This window comes from Vibrio fluvialis, from assembly GCF_900460245.1.
Taxonomy (GTDB): Bacteria; Pseudomonadota; Gammaproteobacteria; order Enterobacterales; family Vibrionaceae; genus Vibrio; species Vibrio fluvialis.
Map to the genome: position 1 here is coordinate 1,580,183 of NZ_UHIP01000001.1, position 12,676 is coordinate 1,592,858.

At 49.7% G+C, this 12,676-nt stretch carries 9 protein-coding genes; 6 read left to right on the plus strand and 3 right to left on the minus strand.

Annotation, left to right across the window (positions count from 1 at the left end; genetic code table 11):
• Nucleotides 1–31: 31 nt before the first annotated feature.
• Entirely contained in the window at nt 32–3,955 is a 3,924-nt protein-coding gene (gene hrpA / locus DYA43_RS07455; RefSeq protein WP_061056545.1) for an ATP-dependent RNA helicase HrpA, read from the minus strand.
• Between the two features lie 184 nt (nt 3,956–4,139).
• Here hrpA and DYA43_RS07460 point away from each other — a divergent pair, with 184 nt between their 5' ends.
• The 6 genes from DYA43_RS07460 (at nt 4,140) to DYA43_RS07485 (ending at nt 10,122) form a co-directional block, all read left to right on the plus strand.
• A complete protein-coding gene (locus DYA43_RS07460) occupies nt 4,140–4,727 on the plus strand; it encodes an FMN-dependent NADH-azoreductase (RefSeq protein WP_020327408.1) in 588 nt (195 codons plus the stop codon).
• A 426-nt stretch (nt 4,728–5,153) separates the two neighbouring features.
• Nucleotides 5,154–6,509 (plus strand): multiheme c-type cytochrome, encoded by a 1,356-nt coding sequence (locus tag DYA43_RS07465; protein ID WP_020327409.1) that lies wholly within the window; start codon nt 5,154–5,156, stop codon nt 6,507–6,509.
• 53 nt (nt 6,510–6,562) lie between these two features.
• Nucleotides 6,563–7,135, plus strand: coding sequence for a NapC/NirT family cytochrome c (locus DYA43_RS07470; protein WP_020432983.1), 573 nt, complete (start codon nt 6,563–6,565; stop codon nt 7,133–7,135).
• A 175-nt stretch (nt 7,136–7,310) separates the two neighbouring features.
• Nucleotides 7,311–7,664 carry a VC1380 family protein gene (locus tag DYA43_RS07475; protein WP_020432981.1) on the plus strand — a complete coding sequence of 118 codons (354 nt, stop codon included), beginning with the start codon at nt 7,311–7,313 and terminating at the stop codon, nt 7,662–7,664.
• An 8-nt stretch (nt 7,665–7,672) separates the two neighbouring features.
• Nucleotides 7,673–9,601 (plus strand): alkaline phosphatase D family protein, encoded by a 1,929-nt coding sequence (locus tag DYA43_RS07480; RefSeq protein WP_061056546.1) that lies wholly within the window; start codon nt 7,673–7,675, stop codon nt 9,599–9,601.
• A gap of 74 nt (nt 9,602–9,675) precedes the next feature.
• Nucleotides 9,676–10,122, plus strand: coding sequence for a tellurite resistance TerB family protein (locus DYA43_RS07485; RefSeq protein ID WP_024373608.1), 447 nt, complete (start codon nt 9,676–9,678; stop codon nt 10,120–10,122).
• A gap of 169 nt (nt 10,123–10,291) precedes the next feature.
• Here the strand turns inward: DYA43_RS07485 and DYA43_RS07490 are convergent, their stop codons facing one another.
• Together DYA43_RS07490 and DYA43_RS07495 are read right to left on the minus strand one after the other, a co-directional pair.
• On the minus strand, nt 10,292–10,822 hold the full coding sequence (locus tag DYA43_RS07490) for a 3'-5' exonuclease (RefSeq protein WP_061056547.1): 531 nt from the start codon (nt 10,820–10,822) through the stop codon (nt 10,292–10,294).
• Nucleotides 10,823–10,906: 84 nt separating this feature from the next.
• Nucleotides 10,907–12,424: a sensor domain-containing diguanylate cyclase gene (locus DYA43_RS07495; protein ID WP_061056548.1), complete on the minus strand. Its 1,518-nt coding sequence runs from the start codon at nt 12,422–12,424 to the stop codon at nt 10,907–10,909.
• Nucleotides 12,425–12,676: the final 252 nt, after the last annotated feature.

Sequence of the window (12,676 nt, forward strand, 5' to 3'; positions counted from 1 at the left end):
CCCGGGTTAGCGTCAGAAACCCGGGCCAGGGTTAACAGGCATCGATGGCGTTTTTCACACGCTTATCGGATACCGGATACGGCGTACCCAGCTGCTGAGCAAAGAAGCTCACGCGCAGCTCTTCCAACATCCAGCGGATCTCCTTCACGTTCTCCGGCACGACCATGCCTTTCGGGATCTTGTTCAGCAGTTCCTGATAGTCTTTCGCCACCGACTCGATCTTCAACATGTGCAAACGGTCTTTGTTCGGGTCAATCGGCAGTTTTTCCATGCGGCGTTCTATGGCCTTCATGTAACGCAGAATGTCCGGCAGACGTTTCCAGCCACACTCTGTCGCGAATCCTTTGAAGATAAGCCCTTCAATTTGCGCTTTGATGTCAGAGAGCGCAAACGCCATGGTGAAATCGATTTTCCCTTTCAGGCGTTTGTTGATGTTATAAGCGGTGGTCAGAATGGTTTCCACTTGCTTGGCGATATCCACCACAGTGTCACCCAGTTCTGCGCGCACAAACTCTTTCAACGCTTCAAACGCTTCCGGTTGCCACGCCATACCACCATGCTGCTCGATCAGTTTGTCGATGCCACACGCAATGCAGTCATCAATCAGATCCATCACTTTGCCATACGGGTTGAAGTACAGACCCAGTTTGGACTTGTTCGGCAAGTTACTGTGCAGATATTTAATAGGCGACGGCACGTTGAGCAGAATTAAGCGGCGCTGGCCTTCACGCATGGCATTATTCTGCTCCTGCTCGGTTTCGAACAGTTTGATTTCTACACTATCTTTGTTGTCCACCAGCGCAGGGAACGCTTTGACTTCAAAGCCACCACGTTTTTGCTGATAGACGCGTGGCAGTTCGCCAAACGACCAGGTGTGCAGGTTTTTCTGCTCGATATCATCGTCAGCGACCTGCGAAAGTGTTTCCTGAACTTTCTCTTTCAGACCTTCTTTCAGTTCGTGCAGATCTTTATTTTCATTCAGCTTGCGATTGCGATGATCAACGGCGCGGAACGTGACTTTCAGATGGTCAGGCACTTGTTCCCATTTCCAGTCGTCGCGCAATACTTCCACTCCTGTCATCCGGCGCAGCTCTTTTTCGAGCGCATCCAATAGCGGCGCTTCCATTGGCTTAACACGTGCGAGGAAGGCATCGGCGTAATTTGGCGCTGGCACAAAGTTTTTGCGCAGCGTTTTTGGCAGCGACTTAATCAGGCTCACCACCAATTCATGACGCAGGCCCGGGATCTGCCAGTCAAAGCCTTGCGGTTCAATCTGGTTCAGGATTGGCAACGGAATATGAACGGTGACACCGTCACTGTCATCGCCCGGCTCAAACTGGTAGCTCAGCTTGAGTTTAATACCGTTCTGATGCCAGAAGTTCGGGTAATCCAGATCCGTGATGTGGCTGGCGTCGCCCTTAAACAGCATCTCTTTTTCAAAGTTAAGCAGCTCTGGATTTGCTTTACTTGCCCCTTTCCACCAACTGTCAAAATGACGGCCTGAAACCACGTCCGTCCCGACACGTTGATCGTAAAACTGGAACAGCTCTTCATCGTCGACCAGAATATCGCGGCGACGAGATTTATGTTCAAGCTCTTCCACTTCCTGCAGCAATGCACGGTTTTGTTTGAAGAAAGCGTGTTTGGTTTCCCATTCGCCTTCCACCAGAGCGCTGCGGATAAAGATTTCACGGCTGAGCGGCGCGTCGATATTGCCATAATTCACCAGACGTTTCGGAACAATCGGCACTCCGTACAGCATCACTTTTTCATACGCCATGACTGCCGCACGTTTTTTCGACCAATGCGGTTCGCTGTAGCTACGTTTGATAAGGTGCTTAGCCAGCGGTTCAATCCATTCCGGTTGAATCTTAGCAACCATGCGCGCCCAGAGCTTAGAGGTTTCGACCAGTTCAGCCGCCATGACCCACTTCGGCTGTTTCTTGAACAGACCTGATGCCGGGAAGATATTAAAGCGCGCGTTGCGAGCACCGTGATACTCGTTTTTCTCTTGATCTTTCGCGCCAATGTGCGACAGCAGGCCAACCAGAATCGCGCTGTGCACGCCTTCGTAGCTACCAGGTTCATCGTTCAGTTTGTATTCCATTTCGCGCATCGACTGATGCAATTGGAAATACACATCCTGCCATTCGCGAACACGAAGATAGTTTAGGTAATCCTGCTTACACTGGCGGCGGAAATGGTTGCTGCTCAATGCCTTTTGCTGCTGCTTGAGGTAATCCCACAAATTCACCAGCGTAAGGAAATCCGACTCTTCGTGGTGGAAGCGGCGATGTTTGTCATCCGCAGATTGCTGTTTGTCGCTCGGGCGCTCACGCGGATCCTGAATCGACAAACCCGAAGCAATCACCATCACTTCTTTCAGACAGCCAAAACGCGGTGCTTCGAGAACCATGCGCGCTAAACGCGGGTCAATTGGCAGGCGAGCCAGTTTGCGGCCGACTTCAGTCAGACGTTTCTTCGGATCGTTGGCATCAGCATTGATGGCGCCCAGCTCTTCAAGCAGGCGCACGCCATCCTGAATGTTGCGCTTATCCGGCGCTTCCACAAACGGGAATGCTTCAATGTCGCCCAGTCCCAGCGCAGTCATTTGCAGGATAACTGACGCTAAGTTGGTCCGCAGAATCTCAGGATCGGTAAACTCCGGACGAGAAACAAAATCGTCCTCGGAATAAAGGCGGATACAGATGCCTTCTTCCACACGACCACAGCGACCTTTACGCTGGTTGGCACTTGCTTGTGAAATCGGTTCGATCGGCAAACGCTGCACCTTGGTGCGGTAGCTGTAGCGGCTGATACGCGCCGTACCCGGGTCAATCACGTATTTAATGCCCGGTACGGTCAGCGACGTTTCTGCTACGTTGGTGGCCAGAACAATGCGTCGGCCCGAGTGAGGCTGGAAGATCTTATTCTGCTCACCCGCCGACAAACGGGCGTACAGTGGCACAATTTCCGTGTCACGCAGTTTTCGTTTGGCCAGCGCGTCCGCGGTATCACGGATTTCACGCTCACCGTTCATGAAGATCAGAATATCGCCCAGACCTTCATCGCACAGTTCATCAACCGCTTCGAAAATGCCTTCCAGCTGGTCGCGATCACTTTCATCTTCGCCTGCAAGCGGACGATAGCGAGTCTCCACCGGGTAAGTACGACCGGATACTTCAATGATCGGTGCGCCATTGAAATGGTTAGAAAAGCGCTCTGGATCAATGGTCGCAGAGGTAATGATGATTTTCAGATCCGGACGACGCGGCAGCAGTTCTTTCAGGTAACCCAGAATGAAGTCGATGTTAAGGCTGCGCTCGTGCGCTTCATCGATAATGATGGTGTCGTACTGATTAAGAAAACGGTCGTGCTGAATCTCCGCCAGCAGAATACCGTCGGTCATCAGTTTGATTTGAGTCTGGTCAGAAATCTGGTCGTTAAAACGTACCTTATAGCCGACAAAGCCACCCAGCTCAGTTTCCATCTCTTCCGCAATGCGGTTGGCCACCGAGCGCGCTGCCAGACGACGAGGCTGAGTATGACCAATCAGGCCAAATTTTCCGCGCCCAAGCTCGGCACAGATTTTCGGTAGCTGCGTAGTTTTACCTGAGCCGGTTTCACCTGCGACAATCACCACCTGATGCTCTTCAATCGCCTTAGCAATGTCGTCACGTTTTTGGCTGACTGGCAGCAGTTCCGGGTATTCGATTTTGATTTTTTGAGCCATACGCTGCTCAACAGTCATCATCGACTGCGCAATCTCGAGCGCGATTTCGTCAAACACAGCGTGGCGCGCTTGTTCATTTTTGATTTTGCTTGCGCCAGTGATTCGCTTGTTAAAACGAAAGCGGTCTTTAATCAGGCACTGTTTCAATGCCTTTTTCAGCGATTCCGCGCTGTTCGCTTTCGCAACCGCTGACTTTTCTGTATTGGGCTGTGACTGAGTCAAAGCGTTTCCTATTCTTTTCATTCAACAAAACTGCGCGGATTGTATCACAGTCTTTAGGCCGCGTAGGAACTTGCGCTTATTCAAATTTTTTGAATGAGTCCAGCAAATCTTCCTACTTATCTTGTGGGCGGGGTCTCACTAAGATGACACCATCAACGTGATAACCACAGTTAAGGAACAAAACATGTCTCGTGTACTCGCTCTTAAATCAAGCATCCTGGGTGACTATTCTCAATCAAGCAAACTGCTTGATGCTTATCTGACCAAGTTCAACCAAGACGAACTGAACGTGCGTGACCTGGCTGCTGAGCCACTGCCAGTACTGGACTTCTCTGTTGCCACTGCACTGCGCGCAACGGAAGATCTGTCTGAAGAGCAGCAAAAAGTCGTTGCTCTGTCTGACGAACTGATCGCTGAAGTGAAAGCAGCAGATACTCTGGTTATCGCAGCGCCAATGTACAACTTCACGATTCCGACTCAGCTGAAAAACTGGTTCGATTTGATTGCTCGTGCCGGCGTAACGTTCAAATACACTGAAGCAGGCGTACAAGGCCTGATTGAAGGTAAGAAAGCGGTTGTGATCACCACTCGCGGTGGCATTCACAAAGATTCAGCAACAGATAACGTGACACCTTACCTGAAAACCATTCTGGGTTTCGTTGGTATCACTGAAGTTGAGTTCGTGTACGCAGAAGCGCTGAACATGGGCGAAGAGCCTGCAGCGAAAGGCATCGAGTCTGCGAAATCTCAACTAGAAGCGATCGCTCTGTAATTCTCAAGGGTGCGATGCATCCTTTTGATTAAGAGAAACTGAAGGAATCGTTTCTCTTACTATCTCTAAATAAAAGTCCTAAGCCAAAGCAGCTCCTTGAAAGAGCTGCTTTTTTTTGCTTCCTCACAATAACTCCTCCACCATCCAGACTACTACTTAAGTGGTAATTTACGGATATAGGTTACATTTTAACCACAACTTTTTTGTGGGAACTACATGCATATATACACTTAACTTCGGAAGTAGAGCAGTCGTCATACACAACAATTATGCAGCAATGTCCTGCATTCCTAACAGTGAACGAGGTTCATTATGGAAAACGAACGGTTGACTAGACGGCCAACTGCGTGGCTCCTTTGCGCGTTAATGGCTTTGTTTACCCTCACTCTGTCCCTCCCCCTTTCTGCACAACCCAAAGCCTTGGTGATGAAACCTTTTGAGCAGCTCAGTGAAGAGAGCAAGGCCTGCGCCGCCTGTCATAAGGATGAAAACCCGTCAATTTACGCCCAGTGGGGGCGCTCCAAACATTACGGCGCCAACGTGGGGTGCTATGAGTGTCACCAGGCATCACCGGACGATCCGGATGCGATCAAACACGAAGGCTACAACATCGCGGTGATTGTTTCGCCCAAAGATTGTGGCAACTGTCATACTCAGGAAGTACAGGAATTCTCTGCCAGTCACCACGCCAAAGCCGGGCAAATCATCGGCTCATTGGATAACTTCCTCGCGGAGGTGGTGGAAGGCGCCAACGTGCTGAACGGCGCCTCTCCGGCTGCGGTCAACGGTTGTTGGCAGTGCCATGGCTCAGAAGTCAAAGTGCTGGAGAACGGTGATCTGGATCCTGCAACCTGGCCAAATACCGGGATCGGCCGAATCAATCCGGACGGCTCTGTCGGTGCTTGTTCTGCATGTCACCAACGCCACGAGTTTGAAATGGTTCAGGCGCGCCGTCCTGAAGCGTGCGGCAAATGTCACTTGGGTCCGGATCACCCCCAAAAAGAAATTTACGAAGAGTCCAAACACGGCATCAACTTCTTTGCGCATGTGGATCGCATGAATCTCGATTCTTCCAAATGGATTGTCGGTGAAGACTACGATTCCGCTCCAACCTGCGCCACTTGTCATATGTCAGCCACCCGCGAATTGCCCGTCACACACGATGTCGGCAACCGTATTTCCTGGACCTTGCGCCCTGCCGTCTCGGAAAAAATCGATGCCAAAGACAAAGCGTTGGGTAAAGAGACCAAGTCTTGGCAAGATCGCCGCGCCGATATGCAGAACGTGTGTGAATCGTGCCATACCAAATCGATGGTGGATAACTTCTATCAGCAGTTTGACTCTCTGGTAAATCTGTACAACGACAAGTTTGCCAAACCCGGCAAAGCCTTGATGGATACATTGATGAAGGAAGGCATGCTGACCGAAACTGGTTTTGACGAAGAGATCGAATGGACCTGGTTCTATCTGTGGCACCACGAAGGACGTCGCGCTCGTCACGGCGCCGCAATGCAGGCACCGGACTATGTGCAGTGGCACGGCCTGTTTGAAGTCGCGGAACGGTTCTACAGTCAGATGGTTCCTCAGTATCTCGAGGTGGTTGAAAAAGCGGAACACAAAGGCAATGTGGAAGGTGCGAAACGAGCACGCAGCGTGCTGGACGATATTCTGTCGCGTCCTGAACACGCTTGGTTCACGGGCAACGAACCCGAAGAAGTGAAACGTGCGCGCAAAGCAGCTCAGGACGCCTTTAAAGCGCGTTACCTCGACGAAAGCAAATAACTCAGCGCCGACGGTTCGGGCACAAGCCGTGCCCGAACCTCTCTGGAGGAATTATGGGAGAGACATTCCCCGCTAAAACGTCGAGGCTTAAACGGCTTTGGCAATGGCTGAAAAAGCCATTATTGCTTGGCATTCCGATTGGTGTGTTCGTGTTATTGGCGGGTGCCGCCAGCTTTCAGGGCGTGATGGTGGCATCGAATCAGAACGCGTTCTGCTTTAGTTGTCACCTGAGCATGGACACTATCGTGCAGGAGTATCAAGCCTCGCCGCACTACGTGGATGAAAACACTATTCACGCCACTTGCGCTGACTGCCACGTGCCGCACGAGTTTATCGACAAAATGAAAGTGAAAATTGTCGCCACTGCCGATATCTACCACATGTTGGTCGGAACCATTACCAAGGAAAACTTCGAGCAACACCGGCCACGGCTGGCACAAATGGTGTGGGACGATATGGTCGCCAACGATTCGGCCAATTGCCGTCATTGTCATGTCGGCGATAACTTTGATCTGAGCAAACAACCGCAACGCGCTCGGCTCAATCACGAGCAAATGACCAAGCGCGGCGAAACCTGCATCGATTGCCATACTGGCATCGCGCACAAACGTATCACCATTGAATAATTGTCTGGATTACAAAGCTTCTCTATCAAGCCACCTGAACGGTGGCTTTTCTTTGCGACAACACGCGATGTTGGCTCGATCACTCATTTATTGAGCAATCAACAAAAATAACCTTTAGTTTTCAATCGAATTGGCCGCTAAAATACAGACATACTCCGATTTGACTGATTGAACTGTGAAAGCATCCGAACTCAAAGCACTTTTAAATTCTCTGCCCGATGATTGCGACCCTGATGTTGTGATGGGCGAAGTGTGGCTTCCCGAACAACTGGTCAATGTCCAGTTGGACGATAAGCTGCTGTTTCTCGAGTTCGATAACGCACCTGAAGAGGGCGAAGGCGAAGAGGAAGGTCGCGGTTTTGTCGAACACGAAGTGGAGCTTATTCGTGAACAAGTAATGCACATTTTACAAGACGATTGCGCAACCCGAGCCAAAGCTGAGGCATTATTAGCGCTGATGTTAGTTGCCCATGAGCGAACCAGTTCAGAATTCATCGAAATGCTGGGCTCTATGGAAGAGGAAAACTAGGAGCCATTTTGACGCATTATCAAACCACATCACTGCCCTTTTTACTGGCGGGACCTATCGTTCGAAAGAGTTCTGCAAACGAGCTGGTGATCTGGTTTGCCACTTCAGAGGCACCTCAAGGCCAGCTTGAGTTATTCACTCCCGATTCTACTGCTCCGCTGGTAAGTCATCCATTTGCCGACACGCAAAGCTACCAAATTGGCGAACACGCTTGGGTATGCCAAGTTCAGATTAAACACCATTTCACACTTGAAACGCTTTATCAGTACGAACTGGTGACCCAGTATGGCGCGGTAAGTGAGCTTTATCCTGACCTGCGTTACAAGGGAGAAACTCGTTTTTCGCTGTGGCTTTCTGGCAAAGCCGATCATGTACTGCATGGTTCGTGTCGCAATCCACATCATTTTGCTAAAGACGCATTGGTGACCGCCGACGAGCACATCGAACGCTTGCCTGCCAACGAACGTCCGGACCTTTTGATGATGAGCGGCGATCAGATCTACGCCGACCACGTTGCCGGGCCAACACTTTACGCGATTCACAGTGTGATTGAACGTTTGGGGCTGTATACCGAAACCTTTGAGCAATCGCCCGTCGCCAACAGTGAGGCCTTGTACCAACATGCGCACTGTTTTTACGGCCGAGACCAACTTTTGCCGCACTCCATCGGCGAACAACGCTTTTTTGATCGCCTGCTGCCGCGCAAACCCACGCCGATATTCAGTTCTACCGACAATGACAACCATCTGATCTCACTGGCGGAATTCTTTGCCATGTATCTGCTGATGTGGTCGCCAGCCTTGTGGCAGGACATTCACTTTGATGACAGCGATAGCTTGCAACTGGCAAACGCAACCCATCGTATTCCGGCCGACAAGCTCACCGAATGGCAAAATGAGCTGAAGAACATTCGCGAGTTTGCTTCTGGGTTGGGCCAGGTTCAACGGCTGATGGCCCACCTGCCGACCTATATGATCTTTGATGATCACGATGTCACCGATGACTGGAATCTCACCGTTGGTTGGGAACAAGCCGCCTACAGTAATGCTTTTTCCAAGCGCATCATCGGCAACGCCCTGATCAGCTACTGGTTGTTTCAAGGCTGGGGGAATGAGCCGGACAACTTCGACACCGCGTTCCATCAACTTGCAGAGGCTTATTGTCGGTCTCCGCAACCCTCAACTCAGGATGCGTGGATTGCACACCTCTACCCGTTCGAAAAGTGGCACTACACTACAGACACCTCACCAAAGATGGTGGTGCTGGATACCCGCACGCGGCGCTGGCGCTCTGAATCACGCATGAATAAACCCTCAGGGCTGATGGACTGGGAAGCGATGATGGAGTTTCAGCAAGCGTTGATGAACGAAGATAAAGTGATCATTGTGTCAGCAGCGCCGATGTTCGGCGTCAAATTCATTGAAGCGCTGCAACGCATGATGACATGGCTCGGCAAACCGCTGATCATAGACGCCGAAAACTGGATGGCGCACCCCGGCAGTGCCAACACGCTGGTGAGTATTTTTACTCACACCAAAACGCCGTCCAACTATGTAATTTTGTCGGGCGATGTGCACTATTCGTTCGCCTACGACATTCAACTGCGCTCAAGAAAATCGAGCCCGAATATTTTCCAGATTACCTGTAGCGGTATCAAAAACCAGTTTCCAGAACCCCTGCTCTCATTCTGCGATACCATGGACCGCCTGCTCTACAGCCCACGTTCTCCTTTGAACTTGCTCACCAAACGCAAGCGGTTAAAAATCCGCAAACGCGCGCCGAGCTCAGAAAAAATCAAACGATTAGTGAACTGTGCAGCGATTGGAGAACTCAAACTAGATAAGAGTGGCAAACCGAGTTCGGTGGCAATCCTCACCAGTGATGGCCAACGTATTACTTTTGCGCCGACTCAGCAACGTTCAAAGACTCACGATTAGGCCATTTGGGTTGTGAAATGGAACGCTCGTCGCCATCTATACTTAAACCAACGATTTTTGAAAAGGCATCACTTATGTTCAATGCGATTACTTCACTGTTTAAACAATTGCTCGACGGTCAGGATCTGAGTCGACAGAAGCAGAGCCCGAACCTCGCCATTGCATGCTTACTGAGTGAAGTGGCAGGTGCCGACCATCAGATTGATGACAAAGAGCAGCAAGCGAAACTCACGCTGCTTCAGCGTCTGCTCGGTCTTGACGAGAGTGAAGCTAATGTACTTATCGACAGTGCGGACGAACAGATTCGCCAGTCGGCTTCACTGTATGATTTTACTTCACAGCTGCGTGAACTGACTCAGGAAACCCGCTTTGAACTTATCAAAGCGATGTGGGAAGTCGCGCACGCCGACGGCGAGATCGATCCACTGGAAGATGCTGTGATTCGCAAAGCCGCTGAGCTGCTCTATGTCGATCACAGTCAGTTTATTCGCGCCAAACTGATGGTTACAGACGGTAAATAACGGCTTTGGATGGAAAAAGAAAAAGCGCAGTCAACACTGCGCTTTTTAATTGGTCGTATTTCTAATACCGTCTAGCCTAAGACGTTGTTAGCATCATTTTCCCGATTTGCTGATGGAGAAGATTAACGATCTTGCATGACAGAAAGATTACCGCTTTTTGAGCAAGCAGTTACAGCATCGTCAACGCGAGCCTGGCCAGATTATAAGCATCCACATAGCCGGAGTGCTGACGCCCTTCCCACTCAATGCCTTTCGCTTCCTGAGCGGCACGATGGCCAATTCGCTTGTCCTTCAGCCGATTCTGGATCCGGTAAAGTGTGGCCAGATTAACAAACTCTTGAAACGGTACGTCGATACCTTTAGCACGACACTCGTTAATCAGGATCAGATCATCGCGTCCCCAAGATGCATAAATCTTCTGTGAGCCGCCAAAATTTTTCACCATCGATTGAATCACAGCCGCCAAAGGTCGGCCCTGCTTTTCAATCTTACGCGGCGTGATACCCGTTAACTCGGCGCAAAACAGCGACACTTCGTCCTGTTCTGGTTTCACGTAATATTGAGCACGCTTGACGATTTCACCTGCAGTTAAATCAATCTCAGCCAGACCCACTTCAATGATCTCACCTGTGGTGCCCACTCCGTTTTCATTCCAACAGCACATTTCCAAATCGAAGCACACGACCCGGTTATAGTTCATTGCCAAATCCAGTCCTCTGTCGAAAAATTCAAAGCGCGCTATGTTACCCAACTCTGTGAAAAAACTCGACGCCCAATCGGCAATTTAGTCAGCAATTGAGACCTGATTTCGCCCTTTTGCTTTACTTTCGTACAACATAGTGTCGGCGCGTTGCAACAGTTCCTGCTCGGAATACCCTTCATTGATGGCCGCCCCGATACTCAGCGAAACCGAAAGCTGGTGATAATCGGTGTCAAAGCGGCTTAACTCCACTGTGCGCCGAATCGTTTCCAGATAGCTCTTCAATTGCTCTGGCTCCGTCACATGACAGAGTATCGAAAACTCATCACCACCAGTGCGGACAAAAATATCCTCCGGATCAAGCAGAGTTTCGATGGTTTTCGTCACAGCAACCAGCACCTGATCCCCGGCCAGATGGCTGTAGCGGTCGTTAATCGATTTGAAGTTGTCAATGTCAAAACTGACCAGAGTAAATGGCTTCTGGTCGCGCACATACACATCGAGAATCCGGTTAAACGCGCGGCGGTTGAAAATACCCGTCAAGCTGTCGTGTTCTACCATAAAACGCAGCTCTTTGGTCCGTTCTTCCAATTTGGAATTGAGCGTCTCTTTTTCACGGATCAGCAAATGGCTCACAAAACCCAACAGCAACGCAATCATGCTGCCACCAATACCAAGCCCAATCAGTACCCATTTATCATTCTGAGTCAACGGCTGAGGGAGGCGAAAATCCACCAACCATTCGCGATTCGGCAATTCAACTCTACGAGTCACCTGAAGGCCTTCACCGTGAATCCAGTTGTTGCTCTGATAGAGCACCGGATCATCTTCAGAATCAAAACCAGTATCGACCACACGCAGTGCCATCTGGTGCTCTGCGGCCGTTTTGAGAACCAATTCATCAAAGTAGACCGACAGACGAATTACACCCACCATCACACCCAGTAAATGATGACGATACTGATCAAACACCGGATGATAAATCAGTAATCCATCTTTGGGGGTTGACGAGTCTCGGCCATCCTGAAGGAGCCGAATTTTGTCAGAGACACTGGGATTGGTAGTGGTTGAAATATAGTCCAACACGAATTCAAAGCGTTTACGTGATGAATAAAAGCCCAGCAGGTCGATGTTTACTGGCGTCCGGGGAAAAATATCGGTCACCGCAAAGATAGGCTCACCTTTCAGTTGATAACCATATACGATTTTACCGCCTTCAAGCACCGTATAAATCGTAAAGCCTGGATAACGTTTTGCCATCTTGGCTTCATAGGCTGGTATATCTTGGACTTCGATTCGCTGTAACCACTGCAAACCGATTAAACTTTTTGAACCAGAGAGAACGTCACTGGCGTAAATGCGAAAACGACTCCAATTCATCGGACTGACGCTGTGAAAGAAATTGGCACCTGAACCGATGAAATGAATATCACTGTTCACAAACTGCTGCAGTGATTGCACCTGTCGATCCGCCAAGTTCTCAAACATCGTTTTGGTATAACGCTGCTGCACCAGATAAGCCACAGAGACAACACCAACGGTAAACAATAAAGTGAGCAAAGTAATGCTAAATGGCAGGAAATTTTTGAATTTTTTAGTCATAAAGCCTGAAACTTAACGGTAGATAGGTTGTGTTTACCTTTAACTCTCTAGCACGTCAACAACCCATTTAACAATCTATTGATATGACTCAAATTACATAAAAATTCTAACTATCAGATGACACATGATGCGTAATAAACTGCGCTCATTTATGTTAGCACTGACATTTTGTTTAAAAGATCGGCTATCAAACCAGTTAGAAAGTGAGAATCTGCCTTTTCTGCAAGCCTTGAGCCTTGAATATGGTAATAT